Genomic DNA, 19,606 nt, shown 5'->3' with positions numbered 1-19,606 from the left:
CCGGCGGGTCGATGACGATCAGTCGGTGAAACGCATCGGCACGAGCAGGTAACGGTAGTCGAGCGATTCGTCGCCATCGGCCTCCTGCTGTCCGTTGAACTCCACGGCCTTCACGGCGGTGGTCATCTTCATACGCACATACGGCTCGGAGATCGCGGACAGTCCGTCGATCAGATAGTTCGGGTTGAACGCCACGGTGATCTCATCGCCATCCATGTCGACGGCCAGCGACTCGGTCGCCTGGGACTCGTCGGCGGCACCTGCGGACAGCACCACCTCGTCGCCGGCGAACACCATACGAATCGGGGCATTGCGCTCAGTCACAATGGACATACGACGAATCGCATCGATCAGATCATTGCGATTAAGGACCGCATGAATCGGATACTCGTCGGCGAACAGACGGTCGACGGCAGGGAATTCACCATCGATCAGCTGGGCGGTGGACACGCGACCGGCGTTCTCGAAGCCCATCAGCGACTGCTTCTCCTGGTCGAAATCGAGCACCACATTCTGGCTGGTGTCAAGGGATCGAGCTACATCGCGCAGCAGCGAACCGCGGACCAGAGCCACCGTGTCAAGGTCGGGATCCTGAGGAGTCCAAGTGAAGCTGGCGCGGGAAAGGCGGAAACGATCGGTGGCGGTCATCACCACGCGGTCACCGTTGAACTGCATCTTCACACCGGTCAGCACCGGGCGGTTCTCTTCGCGGGCCACTGCCACCGAAGCCTGAGTGACCGCATGACCGAACGTATCGGCATCGACCTGGCCCAGTGTGGTCGGTACGACCGGCAGATCCGGATACTCGGACTCCGGCATAAGCTGTAGTGAGAACGACGACTTGCCAGAGGTTACGGTCAGCTTGGATCCCTCAGTGCTGAGATACGCCTTCTCAGCCGGCAGGCTCTTGGCAATGTCCGCAAGCATCTTGCCCAGCACCACTGCTGTTCCTGCTTCATCGATGCCAGCTTCAATGTGATGACGTGCGGAGACCTCATAGTCAAATGCCGAAAGTTGCAGTGTGCCGTCGATGGCTTCCAGTTTGACGCCGGACAGGATGGGCGTTGCAGGACGTGCCGGAATCACTCGTGATGTCCATGCGACTGCATCGGCGAGAGATGCGGAGTTGACTTCTGCCTTCATAAGAATTCTTATCCCTCGTGTGTTGTGAACGATAAATGTTGCTGAACGTAATTCTACCTGTGTGGGTCAGAGGTTATCCCCAGAGGCAAGGTTTGCTTATGACGATCATGATCATCCTAAGAAGATAAACAAGTAATCGTAATAATAAGCCCTGTGGATACTGTGGATAACTTGAACTACCCTTACGAGTGCTTGCATTATCGCGCTCTTTGGAATGTGGATAACTTCTGGATGGCATGTGGATAACTTACCCGGTTATCCACAGTTGCACGGAAACCCTTGATTTTTCAACATTTTGGGGCTGGTTATCAACGGTTTTTTCGCCGGTTATCCACAGGAAAATTGGGTGTTATCCACGGACTTTCGCCGATGAAGTGGATAACTATGTGGATAACTTTCCGAAAAAACGGGAATCCACCGGCGTGTTGGACCGCGAAACCGGCCCGGCCTGTGGATAACTCGTATGGCTGCCGCAGACACGCTGTTCCAAACGTTTCGCAATCATCCCATTCCGGGGTTGCTATGCCGTTTGATACGTCCGGTCAGCTCGTTGACGTAGTTGTAGACCTCCCGCTTCTGCGCCATGCCAGATTGGATCTTCTTGCATGCGTGCATCACCGTGGAATGATCACGACCGCCAAAGATCTCGCCGATGTCCACCAGAGACAGACTGGTCATCTCACGTGTCATGTACATGGCGATCTGCCGGGCCAGCGCCACGTTCTTGGCACGCCACGGTCCCACCAGATCATCGAAGGTGAGCTGGAAGTACTGGGCCACCTGCGTGATGATGTCGGTCGGCTTGATCTCCACCTCGGTGGTGAAGAAATCCTGCAGTGTCTGCTCGGCCAGCATCCTGGTGATTGGCTGGTTATTGAGGCTCGCCATGGCGGTGACTCGGGTCAGTGCGCCCTCAAGCTCACGGATGTTGTCAGTCACCTGTTCCGCGATCAGATCCAGCACGTCGTTCGGGATCTCCAGATTGGAGATCTGCGCCTTCATGCGAAGGATTGCAATACGGGTCTCGCGATCCGGAGGCTTCACGTCCACCGACAGGCCGGAATCGAACCGTGAGATCAGACGCTGCTCGAACCCCTTCAGGTTCTTCGGCGCCACATCGGATGCGATCACGATCTGCTTGTTGGCGTCGTGCAGCGCGTTGAACGTGTGGAAGAACTGCTCGAGCGTCGCCTCCTTGCCGCCAAGGAACTGAATATCGTCGATCAGCAGCACATCCACCTCGCGGTAACGACGGTTGAACTCGGCGATCAGACCATTCGTCTGGGCTTCGCCCTGCAGGGATTCAATGAACTCGTTGGTGAACTCCTCAGAGTTGACGTACCGCACCTTGAGCCGGGGATTCTCACTCAGCGCGTAGTTGCCGATCGCGTTGAGCAGGTGGGTCTTGCCCAATCCGGAACCGCCATAGATACACAGCGGGTTGAACGACAGACCAGGCGCCTCGGCCACGGCCAGGGAAACGGCACGAGCGAATCGATTGGAGTCGCCAGGCACGAACGTTTCGAATGTGGCGTTGCGGTTGAGATGCGTCTCCTCATCGCGAGCGACCTTGGCTCCGCCGGCGGGAACACCCGGAACTGCAATCGTTCGCTCGATCTGATCCCTGGTCGGCACGTCGGCGAAATCGTCGAGCTTCTCCTGCACGAACTTGCCGGAACCTGGCATCGGAGCGAATTGTGCACGCTGTTTGGCTGGTTGAGCGGATGCCGGAAGATCTGGCGACGGCAGATCACGCAGTCCCTTGCGCACATCGCGATCGGTTACCGACGCGTTCGCCTTCGATGCGGATGCCGCCGATCCGGCCACACCGGCCGCGTTCCTCCCGACGTTGCCACGCGTCGCCGGTGCGGTCGGCGCGTCATCGGTGGTGGCGGCCTTCTTGTCCTTATATTGCTTCGCTGAGGACTTGCCTCCCCTGGAGGCTGATGCCGGTGGAACAATCTTGATCAGCGGGACCAGCGGTTCTCCGCCGTTTGCCGCCTGCAGCGCGCGCAGCACCGCCTCCTTGTTCTCAATGGTCAGTCGGGTGATCTCGTTGGACGCATTGAGCACGATCATGGAGTCGAAGACGCTGACGGGCGTGATATCTTCGACGCAGCTCATGTCGCGAGGAGTGAGAGTATCGTCATGACGCAGGCTGCTGCAGGCAGTCGCCCAGATGCGTTGCGCATCCTCGGCCGGCGTCGCGGTGTCCGAGCTCATGGCCCCTCCTTCATGGTCTTCGTCTGTTGTGTGTGCGCATAGTTATCCACACACATCTCTGCAGATATACTTTTATACGCCCTTCCGACGAAGTTATCCACAAGCTTGCGTGTTGAAATCCATAGGCTCTTCGAGGATATCCACAGGTTCTGTGGATAACTTGAGGCCAAAATGTGGATAACTTCGGGTATGAAAACCGCATGATTCCAACGATTTCTATTGACGGTTTGAGTTATCCACAGCCCCTTGTGGGGATAATTGTGGATAAATGTGCATAACTTCAGATCATGAAAAATACGTAGTGGGCGGGATGCTGGAACTGGATTCGGCCTGCCGGCTTCGGAATCGAAGACCACTTGCCGATTGCCATCCTCCTCGTCTTCCTTGAACTATCCGTGTGGTCGTGCTGCTGTCGTGAATCGCCCGCCACACACCGATTTACGCCGTTTTTCCGTTTTGCAGTGCAGTCCGGTTTGTTCCTATGCGAACGGCGCGTATCGTCATGGTGAACAACGATATTCGGACCGATATGGTGGTCATATCAGAAGCTATGTGAAGATACCGTGTAAGTCGGCGAGTCCGGTTGCCGCTACCCCTTCTTCCGGTTTGACTCGGACCACTGGTCCTTGTATCTTGGAGAAGATTGACTCAATGAGATAGCCATGCCTTCGCATGGCCAAAACCGGGAGCATAACTATGAAGAGGACTTTCCAGCCCAACAACCGTCGTCGTCACATGAAGCACGGCTTCCGTGCCCGCATGCGCACTCGTTCCGGCCGCGCTCTGATCAACCGTCGCCGCGCCAAGGGCCGCAAGGTTCTGTCCGCCTGATTCGCGTACTGATTGACGCAAAGGCACGTCGGAACCCAAGTGGAACGGCTGAAAAGCCACCGCGACTTCGTTGGGGTGTTGAAGAAAAGGACCAAAGTATCCAGTAAGGATCTTGTGGTCCATTTTCTTGTTTGCGCACCTCACATTGACGGCAGCAGTGAAGACGCTCATAACGGTCCGTCCCTGTCGGGGCGCAGACTGGGGCTTGCCGTATCCAAGGCGGTGGGCAAGGCGGTCACCCGTAACCGGGTAAAGCGTCGCCTGCGCGTGCTGGCGGCACGGTACGAGGACCTGCTGCCGCAGCAGTGCGACGTGGTAATCCGTGCCAAACCCAGCGCCGCGCATGCGGAGTTCGCTTCGCTTGACGAGCAGGCGTCCAAACTGTTTGAGCGTGTTTGTTCGCGATCACAGCAATGTGGTCGGCCGTCTGGGGGAGAAGCGTCTCGATCGGAGCATGGGCGGAAACGACAGTCTGTGATACAGACTGGTCTTTCATGTAACCCAGCGCTCGCCGAGAACCAGAGTACGACGGCAAACGAAACCGCAGGACAAACGCCGGGAAAGCCGGTCGCGAACGGAAATCAAATGGTCCCGCAATCCTCGTCGGTACGGGAATGATCATGAATCCGGTGGTGCGGGGCATGGCCTCGGCGATCCGCTGGTATCAGCGAAGAATATCGCCGATGTTCGGACCGTGCTGCAAATACTATCCATCGTGTTCGCACTACGCGCTCACCGCAATACAACGGTTCGGCGCGGTCCGTGGCGGTGTGCTGGCCATACTACGACTGATGCGATGCCGGCCGTGGAGTCGCGGCGGCATCGACGACGTTCCCCAACGCTTCTCGATCTTCTATCGATTCCGATGGTCCAAGGCCCACGAAGAGCCCCGGCTCACGCCGCTGGGCTATGAAACGGACACCGCACCAACGACTTCGAATCAACAAGCCCAACGATCCATTGATCCCATCGTGTCGAAACCCGAGGAGGCAATCCCGTGACACCGCTGAATCAGAACGTGTTCTATCTGGATAACGCCAGTTTTTTCGCGTTCTTCTACAAGATCCTGTATCCCATCGAATGGTTGATGACGCATCTGCTGAACATCTTCCATGAGGCACTGACGTTCATCGGCTTCCAGGACGGCCCCGGCATCGCATGGGTGCTGTCGATCGTGCTGCTGGTGGTGTTCGTGCGTCTGTGCATCCTCCCGCTGTTCGTCAAGCAGATGAACTCGATGCGCAAGATGCAGGCTCTGCAGCCCAAGCTGAAGCACATCCAGGACAAGTACAAGGGCAAGACCGATCCCGCCAGCCGCGAGGCCATGAACCGCGAGACGATGAAGCTCTACCAGGACACCGGCGCGAATCCGATGGGATCGTGCGTGCCGGCGCTGATCCAGTCCCCGGTGTTCATGACCATGTTCTACGTGCTCTCCTCCGTGAGCTACATCGCCCGCGGCGTGAAGGACCCGTACGGTGCGTTCACCGTGGACGTGGCGAAGGACATCGAGGCCACGCATGTGTTCAACGTGAGCCTGGCCGATATGTTCAGCACGACCAGCGGTTCCGGTCGCATCACGATCGGCGTGTTCATCGCCCTGATGTGCGGCACCATGTTCCTGTCGCAGTACTACAACCTGCGCCGCAACCTGCCGCGTGAGTCCATGAGCGGCCAGCAGTACAACATGCAGCGCTCGATGGCATTCATCTTCCCGGTCATGTACATCTTCTCCGGTATCGCTTTCCCGTTCGCCGTGCTCGTGTACTGGCTGACCAACAACGTGTGGACGCTGGCCCAGACCATCATTCAGGTGGAGCACATGCCCACGCCGGGCTCCCCGGCCGCCGAGACCCGTGCCAAGCGCGTGCACGCCCGCGAGGTGCGTCGCCGCGAACGTCAGGGCCTGCCGACGATCGAGGAGGAGGAGCTCGCCAAGGCCAAGGCCGCCGAGGCCGAGCGAGCCGAGAAGGGCCACCAGCGTCAGCAGCCCAGCCGCAAGAAGAACAAGCGCAAGAAGTAGTCTGCGTCTGAGCCTGCCCGGCCTGTTGTAGTCAGACTGCAGCGCGCGGCTACTCTGCCTGAGATTGATAAGAGCGCGGATCGTGTATATCGCACGATCCGCGCTCTTTGATGCGTGGCGTCTGGTTTTTGTCCTCCCGGCGGTGGGATGCGGTCGCGTCCTTGTCGTTTTTTCTGCGATACACTGAACGGACAGACGACCCGGGGAGAAGATATGAATGCTGCAGAACTTGCTGCCGTGCTGGAACGTGGAGAGAACATCTCGGTCGAGTTCAAGCGCTGTGGTGTTCAGCCTGAACCGGACGTGTTCGAGACGGTGTGCTCGTTCAACAACCGGTTCGGCGGATCGATTTTCCTCGGTGTGCTTGATGATGGTACTGTTCAAGGCATTAATCGCGGACAGGCTATGTCCATCGAACGTAATTTGGTGAATGTGGTCAATAATCCCAAGGTGTTCAATGTCGCGCCGGCAATCGAGACCGAACGTATCGAATACGATGACAAACTGGTGATTCGCGTATGGGTTCCAGCCGGTCCATCCGTCGTCAGTTTCAAACACGTGATCTATGATCGGGTAGACGACGTGGATCGGAGTATCACCAGCGAAACGCAGATCGCGCAGATGCATATTCGCAAACAGAACCATTTCAACGAGCAATGTGTATACCGGTATCTGAAATTGTCCGACTTCCGGATCGATCTCCTGCCGATGATGCATCCGATCATGAGGGGATTGAACATGAAACTGCGCATGATGCTGATGAACAGGTATCTACCCTAACTGAGACTGTAACTGAGACTGTAACTGAGACTGTAACTGGCATAGCGGAGAGAAAACGACGTCTTCTGGAATTGATCGGCAGAAATCCAACGCTTACTTACCGACAAGCGGCATTCGCGTTGAATGTGTCCTACAGCACGGTATGGCGAACATTTCAAACGATGAGAAAAGAGGGGCTCATTTCCCGCGAGGGCTCTGATAAGCGCGGTCGGTGGACTGTCCTCTCTCCGCCGCAGTCGGATTGCGATTGATATGATACGGGCGCATAACGTGTCATTGGCAATATGACGGTGCATGGCGTTTTTGTCATCATGTTGCGACGCTCACCGACTACGTAGCTTTTGACGTGTAAGGTGAGGAATGGTGTCGTGAAGCGAGTGCGATTAGACTTGCACTCAACTGTGTCTTTTAAGGAGTTGCAATGTCTCAGACGGATGAGAAGACGATCGATCAGCTCAATGAGGAGGCTGATATCGCCGCCGATTACCTTGAGGGTCTGTTGGACATCGTCGACTACGAGGGCGATATCGAGATGGGTGTGAGGAACAACCGTCCGGTGGTGCAGATCGTGGCGGATGATGACACGGACATCAAGCACCTGATCGGCAACAAGGGTGAGGTGGTCGACGCTCTGCAGCAGCTGACCCGTCTGGCGGTACAGCAGAAGACCGGCGAGCGCTCGCATCTGATCATCGATGTGGACGGCTATCTCAAGCGTAAGCGTCAGCGTCTGAAGGACATGGCGCTGGACGCGATCGACGAGGTGCGTGAGACCGGCGAACCGGTGTCGCTGGATCCGATGAACTCGTTCGAGCGCAAGATCATCCACGACACTGTGCGTGAGGAGGGTCTGAAGTCCCGCTCCCACGGTGAGGAGCCGCACCGCTATGTGACGGTGTACCGCAAGGCCAGCGAGAACGCCGCGGACGCGGACGCCGATGTGGCTGATGACGGCGTGGACGAGGTCGAGGAGTAGCCGGAATTCGGTAGTGGGTACCGGTAATTTAGTTGGTACCGGTAATACAACGAACGAGATAAACAAGACGAACGAGATGGAATACGACGCCGGCCGAGTCGTGCCTTGAGGTGCGATGCGGTATGGGCTGGCGTCGGCCGATTGCCGTCGAAAAGGATGAAGAGACGATGACGGATCAGCTTGAAGGTTCGCCGATCATTGACGAGGTGTTGGGTGCCGCCGCGGCTCCGCTCCGAGTGTTTCACGGGAAACTGGAACGCGAGGGCGAACCGCGCGGCTTGATCGGCCCCCGTGACGTGGATATTCTCTGGGAACGTCACATTCTCAACTCTGCGGCCGTGGTGCCGTTTGTGCTTGACGCGCTGGGCGTGCCCGACGATGCGGACGGCAATGGTCGTCTGAACGCCACCGGTCAGCTCGCCGACGTGGGCAGCGGCGGCGGATTCCCCGGCATCATCGTGGCGGTGTGCCTGCCGAAGGTGACGGTGTCGCTGATCGAGCCGATGGAGCGTCGTGTGGATTGGCTGAGCGAGGTCGTGCACGATCTTGATCTGAAGAACGTTCGTATTGTGCACGCCCGTGCCGAGGACGCGAAGAAGCCGGGGGAGGGATTTGACGTGGTCACCTGTCGTGCGGTGGCGCCCATGCGCAAGCTTGCCGGTTTCACCATGCCGTTGCTGCGGACCGGTGGCCGTCTGGTGGCGCTGAAGGGACGTACCGCGCAGGATGAGATCGACAAGGGTATGAAGATGATTCTACGTGCCAAGGGCCGTGATCCGCGTGTGGTGGATGCTCCGGTGGGTCCTGGTCTGGAATCCACGCACGTGGTGCTCGTGGATAGGAAATAGGCCGGAGTCGATAGGCGTTGTCGTTGTGAACCGCGCTCCTGATCATCGGATTGAAGTGATTCAGCGGTGATCAGGGCGCGGTTTTGTGTTATGCAGTTGTATGTCAGACTGTGATGGCACTGGTTAGGCATTGACGGTGCCGACATCGAGACGGTGGGATGCTGGTCGATGGGCAGGGCGTACTCGGTGGCGTACTCGTGAAACAGCGTGTGCGCACGTACAATCAATCCATATGTCGACGGGAAACATGCCCGTGACAGTCGACGTCGTTATTGGTCATCAGGTGGACACGGATCCGGTTGCCGATCGACAGCGTGTTATACACACTCTGCAGTGGACAAGTTGTGGATAACTTAAATAAAAATGTGGATAACTTTTTAGTCACTGTCAAATCGTTGAAATTACAACGGTTAGAGGGTTTTCGCAAACGATTGCTGAATGGTTCGAAAACGACGTTTTCGGCAGGTTTTCCACATTTCTGTCCACAGCTATCCACATTCGCCCACAACGGTTGGTTTGACTTGCGTTGTCGGTGTGTGATGACCACAATGGGAATCCGGTTCGGATACAATCGAAGATATTTGAAACAAGAAAGGTAAACCATGGCGAATGTTTCACGTGAAACAGCTCAGGCCGATGGTCAGGAGCAGCATATCGAATCAACGAACGATGTGCTGAACCGCATCTTCAGCGACGGATCCTCCTCTTCGATGGGATCCCAGCTGGCGGATCTCGCCCGCAGGCGCCAACAGCTCAACGAAGCGCATTATCCTCAGCCGTCCGAAACCCGCGTGATTGCAGTCGCCAATCAGAAAGGCGGCGTGGGCAAGACCACGACCGTGGTGAATCTCGCCGCGGCGCTCGCCGACACCGGATCCCGTGTGCTGGTCATCGATATGGACCCGCAGGGCAACGCGTCCACCGCATTTGGCGCCGAGCATTCCTCCGGTAGCCCGTCGGTGTACGACGTGCTCGAAGGCCGTCTGACCATCGCCGACGTGAAACTGTCGTGCGAGGACTTCCCGACACTGGAGATCGTGCCGTCCACGATTGATCTTTCCGGTGCCGAGCTGGAGATCGCGAATCTGGAGAACCGCACGTTCCTGCTGCGCGACACCATCGTCGAATATCTGAAGAACACCGACGACCACTATGACTACGTCTTCATCGACTGTGCGCCAAGCCTGGGTCTGCTCGTGCTGAATGCACTGTGTGCGGCTCACGAGGTGCTGATCCCGATCCAGGCCGAATACTATGCGTTGGAGGGTCTGGGCCAGCTGCTCAAGACCATCGGACTGGTCCAGAGCACGGTCAACAGGAATCTGATCATCTCCACCATGCTCATCACCATGTTCGACCGTCGTACGATCCTGAGCCAGGATGTGTACGACGAAGTGAAGGAGCACTACCCCGACATTGTGCTTGACGCCACGATTCCGCGAGCGGTGAAGATCGCGGAGGCGCCGAGCTTCAGCAAGTCAGTAATTACATACGACGCGAGCGGTGCGGGTGCGGTGGCGTACCGTGAGGCGGCATTGGAGATCGCCAAGCGTTCCGAAAGAGTTCTGAAGACTATCGCAGCACGAAGGAATGGTGACTGATATGGCAACGCGTTCACGTCGCTTGGGCAAGGGACTGGGGGCGCTGTTCCCGACCATCCCCGACGAATCCCAACTGCAGGGAATCCCGAAGCCCGCGCCGGCTCCGGTGGCTCCCGCCCCGGTTTCGACCGCTGCTGAACCGGCTAAGGCGAAGTCCGCAACGGCTCGGAAGCGTGCCGAAGCGAAGTCCGCTGATGTGAAGTCCGCCGCGTCTTCGTCCTCGTCCGCGTCCGACGAGGCGTCCGCACCCGCACGTTCGACGAAGCGTTCCGGCAAGAATCGTCGTCCGAGCATGCCGTCTCTGGTGGGATCGCTGACCCACAGCGATCACCCCAGCGACATGTTCTTTGGTGACGCGCCGGCTACGTCTGCCATCCAGCCCGCGCCATCGCAGACGAAATCGGTGCCGTCCGTTGACGCACAGTCCGCGCCCGTTGCCACCCAGCCAACGGAAACGCCGGCCGACGAGCCCGCCGTCGAAGTCCCCGCATCCGCGGTCACGCTGTCCGTATCCGCGCCGGCAGAATCCGCCAGCGGCGACGATGACATCAAGCCGGTGGAAGGCGGCTACCTCGCCGAGCTGCAGATCAAGGACATCATGCCCAACGAACATCAGCCACGGCTGATCTTCGACGAGGACGAACTGATGGAACTGTCGCGCTCGATCAAGGAGGTCGGCGTACTGCAGCCCATCGTCGTACGCAGGCGCGCGGCGAAGTCCATCACCGTGAAGAAGCCCGCCGCCTACGAGCTCATCATGGGCGAACGTCGTATGCGCGCCAGCAAGCTCGCCGGACTCACTGAGATTCCCGCGATCGTCAAGACCACGTCCGACGACGACATGCTCCGCGATGCGCTGCTGGAGAACCTGCACCGCGTGGCGCTCAACCCGCTGGAGGAGGCCGCCGCATACCAGCAGATGCTGGACGAATTCGGTCTCACCCAGGAGCAGCTGTCGAAGTCCGTGTCGAAGTCCCGTCCGCAGATCGCCAACACGCTGCGACTGCTACAGCTCCCAGCATCCGTGCAGAAGAAACTGTCGGCCGGTGTGCTGTCGGCCGGCCATGCGCGTGCACTGCTGAGCCTGCCCACGGCCGAGCAGATGGAGGCGCTCGCCGATCGCATCATCGCCGAAGGGCTGTCCGTGCGGTCCGTGGAGGAGATCGTGGCGACCGAGGCCGCCAAGGATCCGGACCGGAAGAAGCGCAAGCCGCGCAAGAACGTATGGTCCGATTCCGACATGGTGCACTCGCTGGAGAACCAGTTCGACACCAAGGTGGCGATTCGCGGCACCAAGAAGAAGGGCCGCATCGAGATCACGTTCGCGTCGGAGGAGGATTTCGACCGCATCGTGCAGCTGCTGTCCATCGCTCGTCGCGATAACGCCGGCACCGGCAACAACGACGGCTGGGTCTGATCAGGCTGATCAGGCTGATCAGGAATCTGATCCGCCGTTCCGCTGATTCACTGTTTCACGCAGCGTTTCACATGAAACATAATGGCTCCCTGTTCCACACAGGGAGCCATTGTTGGTGGTGTATATGGGGTGATCTTGTCTACAACAGGGCGATCAGCTGGTCCACGTGTTCGGGGGTGGTGGCCCAGCTGGTGCAGATGCGCATCACCGAATGCGTGTCATCGTACTTTTCCATGAATCCAAGCCGGACGTGTTCGCTCAGTCGGTCGATGGTCGGCTGATCCAGAACGACGAAGATCTGATTCGTCGGTGCCTCGAACGCGAACCGGTAGCCCTTCTCCCGGAGCGCCGCGCGAATCCGTTCGGCGGCCACGTTCGCATTGCGGGCGATATGCGTGTAGAGGATCGTGTTTTCTGGGTCGTTGCTGCTGCTGTTGGCGATATCGGATGCGGCACTCGCCGGGGCGATCGGAGAAAACAGCGTATCGAACTGCACGCCGAGTAGCCAGCCCTTGGCCAGCAAGGCACCATGCTGCTTGACCAGCGTCAGGAAGTGTGCGGGCGCATTGCCGCGCGGGAACACCACGGCCTCGCCCATCAACGCACCCACCTTGGTGCCGCCGATATAGAACACGTCGGAGATACGCGCCAGATCCCGAAGCGTTACGTCATTGCCGTTCGCGGTGAGCGCGTACCCGAGTCGTGCGCCATCGACGAACAGCGGAATGCCGTACTCATGGCAGACGTCCGCGATGGCCTCCAGCTCTGTCTTGGTATACAGCGTGCCGTACTCGGTGCACTGTGAAACATAGACGCTGCCGGGGAACACCATGTGCTCGTAGTTGTCGTCGGCGTAGAACGTGGCGCAGAAATCACGGAGTTCAGCGGCGTCGATCTTGCCATTGTGCTGGGGGAGCGTGAGCACCTTATGACCGGTGGCTTCGATCGCGCCCGCCTCATGTACGTTCACATGACCGGATTCAGCGGCCACCACGCCGGAATAGGGCGGGGTGATCGTGTCGATCACGGTCATATTGGTCTGCGTGCCGCCTACAAGGAACCAGACCGACGCATCCGGACAGCCGCACGCCGTACGAATGCGCTCCTTGGCGGATTCGCAGTACTGATCCATGCCGTAGCCGGTGATCTGTTCCATATTCGTGTCGATGAGCCGCTGCAGAATAGCCGGATGCGCGCCCTCGCTGTAGTCGTTTTCAAAAGACAACATGTGTCCGGTCCCCCTCCTGTGTCACGTGTATCACGTTGATCATGATCCGCGCCGCATTGCCGGTCATGCGGGGTCATCGGATGGAAGACTACCGAACACGATCCGTATAGTCGGTGCTCGTATCCACGATAGTGCATGTGGGATTTCTTCCCTATTTGTGGGACGCGTGGTGCTGTGTGCTGTGGTGCGGACTGTGGTGTGTGCGTTGATGTGGCTTGGTGGTGTGTGGTGTGCTGTTGTGCTCCGATACGCCATGAGAAACAACGCATTTGCGAATGTTTCATGTGAATCAAACGATGTCGGTATGTTTCATGCTGCACCGACGATGTTCATGTGGGTATGTCGGCGTTCGCCTGTTTCATGACGTTCGATCGCGATGGCACGGATCACTCCTGTTCTTATCGTCTGATGATCCGCGTTCGGTATGACGCTGTCGTTCGGACCAGTGTCGCCGTAGTTGCCATATGCGAACTGACGCTGATCGTCTCATCACGACGAATCAGCGTCAGTATCAAGCAACCGAGTCTGGTATCCGACTGACTACTCGGCCTCCACCAGATACGCCTGCGCGTCCAGTGCCGCACGGCAGCCCATGCCGGCCGCGGAAATCGCCTGACGATACACGGAATCCGCGTTGTCTCCGGCCGCGAACACGCCGGGCACCGACGTGCGCGTGGAACCGCCGTCGACGATCACCGTGCCGTCCGCCGCCAGGTCGAGCGCACCGTTCAGGAACGCGGTCTGCGGCGTATGACCGATCGCCACGAACACGCCGTTCGCTGGAATCGTGCGCTTTTCGCCAGACACCACGTCACGTAGCACGACCTCGGTCGCACCGTTCTCATCATCGCCGTGAATCTCGTCGACCACGGAATTCATCGCCAACTCGATCTTCGAATTCTGCTGCACGCGCTCGATCATGATGCGCGACGCACGGAATTCATCACGACGATGCACGATCGTGACCGACGAACCGAAGCGGGACAGGAAATCCGCCTCCTCCATGGCCGAATCGCCGCCGCCGACCACCACGATCGGCTTGTCGCGGAAAAAGAATCCGTCGCATGTGGCACAGTACGAGACGCCGCGGCCGGAGAACTCCTTCTCGCCGGGGACGCCGAGCTTGCGCGGCTCCGATCCGGTGGCGACGATCACTGTACGGGTCTGATATTCATTGCCGCCGTCGGTGTGCAGGGTCTTGATGGCACCGGGCGTCGTGTCGGAGAAGTCCACCGACGTCACGTCGTCGTATTCGATCATGGTGCCGAACTTCTCCGCCTGTTCGCGCATGCGGTCCATAAGATCCGGGCCGAGCACGCCTTCGGGAAAACCGGGGAAGTTCTCCACCTCGGTGGTGTTGACGAGCTGTCCGCCGGGAGTCAGCACGCCGGCGATCACCAGCGGCTGGTAGCCGGCGCGAGCGAGATAGATGGCGGCCGTGTACCCTGCAGGGCCAGAGCCGATAATGATTGCGTCACGAATGTCACTCATGCTTCCCACCCTACCGTGCCCGTATCGATTCCACGTATCACCGTTAGCGGAATCGGCGAACTTGACCATGGGCGGCGATTGTGACCACGGGGAGGAATGCTGATGTTGCCGTTAGGTTGATGCCGCTAGGGTAGTGTCGTTAGGTTGATGTTGCCGTTAGTTGGCTGCGTTAGGCGGTGTCGTTAGGTTGACGCCGCCGCCGATGGCGCGGGGTTGGCGGCGTCGCCGTATGCCGAGGCTCATTGGCGGGGGTGGAGGCGATGTGTGGCTCGGGTGCCTATTAGATGCATGCGTGCGTCATTTAGGCATGTGCGGGGGATGTCCGCTTCCTTTTGGCTGTCTGCGTGCGTCAAATGTGCATTGAAAAAGCTGCTTGATGCTTATTTGACGTATACGTGCGTCGTATAAGCACCAGACGGTTTTCTGGGTGCTTGTTTGTCATGTGCGTGTGCCGGATGAGCACTGAACGATTCTTTGGGTGCTTATGTGTCGTATGCGTGTGCGTCATATAGGTACCGGGCGCTTCCCCTGGTGCTTGTTGGACGTATGCCTGCGTCGGATGAGCATCGATCGGTTTCCAGGTTGCTTGTTTGGAATATGTGTCAAATGAGCATCGGGCAGCCATCTCGGTGCTCATTGACTGGTACATGCTATAGGCATGGGGCGGGTTCCTGAATGCATCCGACGCACGCATGTGCCGGATATAAGCATTCAGGCGTTTGTGTGGTGTTTTCGTGACGTGGGCGTGCGCCATATACGTACCGTTTTCCAATAATGGCGGGGCGTCGGCTGCGGATGTGCGTTCCATTTGCGTGGAACCCGTAGTGGGGAGGGGCGCTTGCTGCGGGTTGGTTTGTGATTATGATCGGACCCGCAGTGAGAAGAAGCATCGACTGCGGGTTTGGCGCGGCGTTATTGCAGACCCGCAGTGAAGGGGTGGGCTGGCTGCGGGTCGGTTTGTGATTATGATCGGACCCGCAGCGGGTGATGCAGCTTCAATATCAGGCACGGGTAAATCCACGGTTGGCGTGCCGGTACAGTGCATATCGTGCATGCTGTTCGTCGTGTCAGTCGGACGGCCAGATAATCTCCTACGCCCGACATACAGGACCGTAGTCCGGCGTGTCGCGTTTGCAGGTTTCCTGCAAACCAGCTGGCCCCCCCCCACCGATACGCGATACGCTTGAAAAAAACCGACCCAACAAGGAAGTGAAGGTGGTCGTTATGGGTGGCAAGCAGGACCGGCGATTGCTGGTGATGATCATTGGCGTGATGGTGCTGCTGGCGGTGGTGTCATTCGTGGGATCCCTCCCGGATGCCATTCAGGGAAGTGCTATCGGAATCGCAGTGCAGATTGGGCTCTGCGTATTCGGAGCCGTGTTCTTCATCATTCTTCACAATGATCTGTATCAGAACCAGGTGCTGCGTATATTGGGCGATATTCTTGCGGTGATCGGTTGGGTGTGCGTTGCCTCACGTATCGTGGATCTACCGATTTCGGGAACTGTCGAATTTGTAATTCGCAGTATCGGACAAGTTCTACTGACTGTTCTTGCAATTGCTCAATTGGTTTATCTTAGGAAAATCAGTAAGAGCTAATCATTATTGATGGTTGTCGTGTGGATATTCAATGTCCATGCGGCAACCATTTGCGTATACGGACCATCTCGACAATACAATGAGAATACTAGTATCGATTGTTGCTATAGTACTATGCAATTTTTCACCAGTATATACTGTGAGTGATTGTGCGGATGAAACTTCCGTTATCTCCGCTACTATTCGAAATCGGCAGCCATGCCCTGAATGGCTACAGTGGTATTGCTCTCTGAAGTCTTGAAGGTTCGTTGCGAAAATTAATAAGCGAGGGGTAAATGCGTATTGGGATATTGGATAACGATATTTTTGCCATTAACGGCATCCGCGCAATGTTGCTGAATTATCAGCGGAAAACGGGAGAGAATCTGGATATCTGGTATACCGATAATCCCGCCAAGGCAATAGCCCGGTGTTCCGTTTTGCCCGTAACGGACGTCATGCTGATCGATATGGCTCTTAACGGAATCAGCGGTGTGCAGGTGACTTCCAGCATTCGGCAGTCTGGCAGTGTAACTGCGATTGCGGGTATGACTTCATATGACTCAGCCGTCTATGCAGAGGCTTTGCGCCAGGCCGGCGCGCAGGCTCTGGTTGATAAAAGAGAGTTGTCGTCGAATCTTGAGCCACTGCTATTGCGCCTAGCCGCTGGAGATAAGTATCCGGAGAATTCTAACTTTTATGCAGTGAAGGAATATGTCGCCTTGGAGCATTCGAATATGGCTGATGTTCTTTCAGGGCTTTCTGCCAGAGAGTTAGAGATATTGAAACTATACAAAGCCAAATCCTCTACAAAGGAAATTGCAGAACGCTTGAATATCAGCGAGGATACATTTTTTTCGCATAGGAGGAATATAAAGAAAAAGTTTCACTTAGATAATTGGTCAGAAGTGATCGCATATTGTGATCATCTGAATATACTTTGAAAAAGTTGTACGATGGTATCTGACAAATATTTGCAACTGATACGCAAAGGTAAAGAGCGGTTCTTTCCATACGGATGGATCTCCATCATTTCTTTTTGTTGTCTTCCGCTAGTTGTAATAGATGATCTGCTGCTTGTCTGGCAAATGAATGACTGGTTTTCCATATTCATTTGCATCAGTGATGCGATCAGCATCATTCTCTTTGGTTTGCGTCCGAATATTGGTGTTTGGGCTGTTTCAGCACTATGGGTAATCTCATCATTGGTTAGTAATCCTACGGGATGGATGACTACTACCATTGCGCTATTCGCTATAGGGGCGTCGTCGTTTGTTTCTTCTTTGCGTGGAGCCACGGTTGCAGCAGTTATCTGGTCTGCGCAAATAGTAGGAAAGATATTGTATAGACCGTCATTCTTCGTCGACGGAGAAATTGTTTCTTTTACTACATTCGTAGTTCTTGTTTTTCTATCCGGCTTTTTTCTCAGAAGACAAAAAATTGCCAATGAGGCACTTGTGCAAGTAAAGCGACAGCAACAACTGAACGTTATTGCCAGAAATCTCCATGATTACGTAACCAACGATCTCGTGGATGCGTTATTGTCGTTGAATCAGATATCTGGTTTCTCGAAATCAAATGAGAGCCAGAGGGGCATGGAGGATGTTAAGCGTTCCATTGATGATGCTCTGATGCAAACGCGTCGAATAATTCGTATGTTGGAACAGTCTCAGACTGATAATCAATCGCCAATTGGCACTGGACTTCATGCAAGTTTACGAAGTGTATATGTTATTTGTGATGACGAACAACGACATCTCAATCGTGTTGGTATTTCTGGGACGGTCTTATTCCCTCAGGATATGAATATTCATCTTCATCGAGAAGATGCTCGATTCATCAAGGATCTGTTTCGCGAGATACTCGGGAATATTCGTAAATACGCGGATCCAGCATTACCGTATTCCATATCGGTCGGCATTAACGATCGCCACGAGGGGCAACGGATACTGCTGATCGATGTTGCGGATATGCCGAAGCATGATACGCAATTCAACGGGGAGATCACATCAGGCATGCATTCGGGGTTGGCGCGATACCGCCAGGCGATATCCGAACGCGGAGGAACGCTCGCGGTCGAGGAGTCGGATGGACTATGGGTGCTGTCGATTAAACTCCCGTTGCAAACCGATCCAGAACCATAACCGTAGCCGATGAGCACCGTAGCCGATGAGCAAGCTTGGTTACGTTCTCTACTCGAATCATGGCCGATCGGGCTCCTCGGTGTTTATGAGTCGTATGCGTGCGTCAGATAAGCACTGAGTGGTTTCCCGGGTACTTGTTTTGGGGCGTACTTGTGCCGGATGAGCATGGACGGGGTTGTTCGCTTCCCCTCGGTCGTGTGCGTGCGTCAAACAGGTATCAGGCGCTTCTCCTGATTCCTATCTGACGTGTGCGTGTGTCGGATGAGCATTGGCCAGTTTTCCGGGGGGCTTGTTTGTGACGTATGTATGCGTCACATAGGTATCGGATGGTTTTCTGGGTGCTCCTCTGACACACGTATGTGCCGAATGGGAACCGAACGATTCCCGGGATGCTTTATGCGTTGTATGCGTGCGTCCAATGAGCATCGGACAGTTCTCTCGATGCTTATGTGGCGTACGCATGCGTTGCATAAGCATGGGACGGGTTCCTGAATGCTTATGCAACGCATGCATGTGTCGGATAAGCATTCAGGCGGCTTCCGTGGTGTTTGTGGCGGTTTGATCTATACGTGTACTGGCTTCGACAATGGCGGGGCAGGGTTTATGTGGATTCAGTGTGTGCATGTTCGGACCCGTAGCGTGGCAGGGCGCTTGCTGTGGGTTTGTCGAAGGCGATTGTTGGACCCGCAGTGGGAAGCGGTGTTTGCTGCGGGTTTTGCGTGGAGTCGTGACGGACCCGCAGTGAGAGGACACGTTGACTGCGGGTCTGTTTGCAATCATGATCAGACCCGCAGCGGAAGCGTGTCGGGCTGGGGTTGAGCGCACCATGGTCAGATGCGTAACTGACGGGTACGGTATGCGCTGATATATGAACGGGATCGGGGGTATCCATTCTCTGCTGATCGTATCGTGCCGAAACGAAACGGTCAGCTGATACGGGGTTGCCGAAGTGAGACGGACTGACTGGACCGGGCTGCGATGGAAGGGGCAGTCGAGTCGAGATGGGCAGGGTTGTGCCGTACTGAACCGTGCGAACCAGATCGAACTGAGCTGAGCCGAGTAGGGCAGGCAGAGCGAAGCAGAACAGAGACGGACTGAACCGGACTGAACCGGACCGAACTAGGCCGAAGTGGGATAGGCGGACCGAAACCGAATCGGTATGGGACGATCCGCCTAACGCACAGGACTAGTACACGGGACTAGTACACCTTGACGCTGTTGAAGTAGAGGCCGCCTTCGGGGGTGGTATCCACGGGCACCCAGATGACGAGGTCCTGCGTCTTCACGATCTTGTTGAGCTTCACCTCGGTGGTGCCGCTCGGG

16 protein-coding genes and 1 pseudogene are annotated in these 19,606 nt (G+C 56.6%); 13 read left to right on the top strand and 4 right to left on the bottom strand.

The window, feature by feature from the left end:
- Nucleotides 1–18: 18 nt before the first annotated feature.
- Both dnaN and dnaA read right to left on the bottom strand, forming a co-directional pair.
- Nucleotides 19–1,143, bottom strand: coding sequence for a DNA polymerase III subunit beta (gene dnaN / locus EP30_RS06930; RefSeq protein WP_140557257.1), 1,125 nt, complete (start codon nucleotides 1,141–1,143; stop codon nucleotides 19–21).
- A 501-nt stretch (nucleotides 1,144–1,644) separates the two neighbouring features.
- Nucleotides 1,645–3,366 carry a chromosomal replication initiator protein DnaA gene (gene dnaA, locus EP30_RS06925; RefSeq protein ID WP_094664718.1) on the bottom strand — a complete coding sequence of 574 codons (1,722 nt, stop codon included), beginning with the start codon at nucleotides 3,364–3,366 and terminating at the stop codon, nucleotides 1,645–1,647.
- Nucleotides 3,367–4,062: 696 nt separating this feature from the next.
- Between dnaA and rpmH the strand changes: the two genes are divergently transcribed.
- The 10 genes and pseudogenes from rpmH to EP30_RS06875 all read left to right on the top strand — a co-directional run bounded on the left by rpmH (nucleotide 4,063) and on the right by EP30_RS06875 (nucleotide 11,842).
- Nucleotides 4,063–4,197, top strand: a complete 135-nt coding sequence (gene rpmH / locus EP30_RS06920; protein ID WP_093961566.1) for a 50S ribosomal protein L34 — start codon at nucleotides 4,063–4,065, stop codon at nucleotides 4,195–4,197.
- Between the two features lie 39 nt (nucleotides 4,198–4,236).
- A pseudogene (gene rnpA, locus EP30_RS11140) lies at nucleotides 4,237–4,602 on the top strand (ribonuclease P protein component); the annotation flags it as partial.
- A 215-nt stretch (nucleotides 4,603–4,817) separates the two neighbouring features.
- Nucleotides 4,818–5,198 carry a membrane protein insertion efficiency factor YidD gene (gene yidD, locus EP30_RS06910; RefSeq protein ID WP_258185408.1) on the top strand — a complete coding sequence of 127 codons (381 nt, stop codon included), beginning with the start codon at nucleotides 4,818–4,820 and terminating at the stop codon, nucleotides 5,196–5,198.
- Between the two features lie 5 nt (nucleotides 5,199–5,203).
- Nucleotides 5,204–6,220: a membrane protein insertase YidC gene (gene yidC / locus EP30_RS06905; protein ID WP_094664764.1), complete on the top strand. Its 1,017-nt coding sequence runs from the start codon at nucleotides 5,204–5,206 to the stop codon at nucleotides 6,218–6,220.
- Nucleotides 6,221–6,433: 213 nt separating this feature from the next.
- The gene (locus EP30_RS06900; RefSeq protein WP_181160832.1) at nucleotides 6,434–7,000 is read left to right on the top strand and encodes a helix-turn-helix domain-containing protein; all 567 of its coding nucleotides are present in this window, start codon (nucleotides 6,434–6,436) and stop codon (nucleotides 6,998–7,000) included.
- Nucleotides 6,883–7,251 carry a winged helix-turn-helix domain-containing protein gene (locus tag EP30_RS11345; protein WP_375137742.1) on the top strand — a complete coding sequence of 123 codons (369 nt, stop codon included), beginning with the start codon at nucleotides 6,883–6,885 and terminating at the stop codon, nucleotides 7,249–7,251. Before EP30_RS06900 ends, EP30_RS11345 begins: the two co-directional genes overlap by 118 nt.
- Nucleotides 7,252–7,421: 170 nt before the next feature.
- On the top strand, nucleotides 7,422–7,976 hold the full coding sequence (locus EP30_RS06890; RefSeq protein ID WP_094664714.1) for a R3H domain-containing nucleic acid-binding protein: 555 nt from the start codon (nucleotides 7,422–7,424) through the stop codon (nucleotides 7,974–7,976).
- Between the two features lie 167 nt (nucleotides 7,977–8,143).
- The gene (gene rsmG, locus EP30_RS06885) at nucleotides 8,144–8,824 is read left to right on the top strand and encodes a 16S rRNA (guanine(527)-N(7))-methyltransferase RsmG (RefSeq protein WP_140557246.1); all 681 of its coding nucleotides are present in this window, start codon (nucleotides 8,144–8,146) and stop codon (nucleotides 8,822–8,824) included.
- Nucleotides 8,825–9,426: 602 nt separating this feature from the next.
- A complete protein-coding gene (locus EP30_RS06880; protein ID WP_094664710.1) occupies nucleotides 9,427–10,425 on the top strand; it encodes a ParA family protein in 999 nt (332 codons plus the stop codon).
- A 1-nt stretch (nucleotide 10,426) separates the two neighbouring features.
- Nucleotides 10,427–11,842, top strand: a complete 1,416-nt coding sequence (locus EP30_RS06875; RefSeq protein ID WP_140557243.1) for a ParB/RepB/Spo0J family partition protein — start codon at nucleotides 10,427–10,429, stop codon at nucleotides 11,840–11,842.
- Between the two features lie 139 nt (nucleotides 11,843–11,981).
- Here the strand turns inward: EP30_RS06875 and EP30_RS06870 are convergent, their stop codons facing one another.
- Both EP30_RS06870 and trxB read right to left on the bottom strand, forming a co-directional pair.
- Nucleotides 11,982–13,070 (bottom strand): low specificity L-threonine aldolase, encoded by a 1,089-nt coding sequence (locus tag EP30_RS06870; protein WP_140557240.1) that lies wholly within the window; start codon nucleotides 13,068–13,070, stop codon nucleotides 11,982–11,984.
- 540 nt (nucleotides 13,071–13,610) lie between these two features.
- Complete coding sequence (gene trxB / locus EP30_RS06865; RefSeq protein ID WP_140557238.1) at nucleotides 13,611–14,561, bottom strand: thioredoxin-disulfide reductase; 951 nt, start codon at nucleotides 14,559–14,561, stop codon at nucleotides 13,611–13,613.
- 1,224 nt (nucleotides 14,562–15,785) lie between these two features.
- Between trxB and EP30_RS06860 the strand changes: the two genes are divergently transcribed.
- From EP30_RS06860 to EP30_RS06850, 3 genes are all read left to right on the top strand, one after another.
- A complete protein-coding gene (locus EP30_RS06860) occupies nucleotides 15,786–16,160 on the top strand; it encodes a hypothetical protein (protein ID WP_140557235.1) in 375 nt (124 codons plus the stop codon).
- Nucleotides 16,161–16,435: 275 nt separating this feature from the next.
- The gene (locus EP30_RS06855) at nucleotides 16,436–17,083 is read left to right on the top strand and encodes a response regulator transcription factor (RefSeq protein WP_140557233.1); all 648 of its coding nucleotides are present in this window, start codon (nucleotides 16,436–16,438) and stop codon (nucleotides 17,081–17,083) included.
- Nucleotides 17,084–17,095: 12 nt separating this feature from the next.
- Nucleotides 17,096–18,283, top strand: coding sequence for a hypothetical protein (locus EP30_RS06850; protein WP_140557230.1), 1,188 nt, complete (start codon nucleotides 17,096–17,098; stop codon nucleotides 18,281–18,283).
- Nucleotides 18,284–19,606: the final 1,323 nt, after the last annotated feature.

Origin of the sequence: Bifidobacterium sp. UTCIF-39, from assembly GCF_006408715.1 — a bacterium.
GTDB classification, from domain to species: Bacteria; Actinomycetota; Actinomycetes; order Actinomycetales; family Bifidobacteriaceae; genus Galliscardovia; species Galliscardovia tissieri.
The sequence above is the reverse complement of the archived record's forward strand: the minus strand, read 5'-3'. Positions and strand labels throughout refer to the sequence as shown.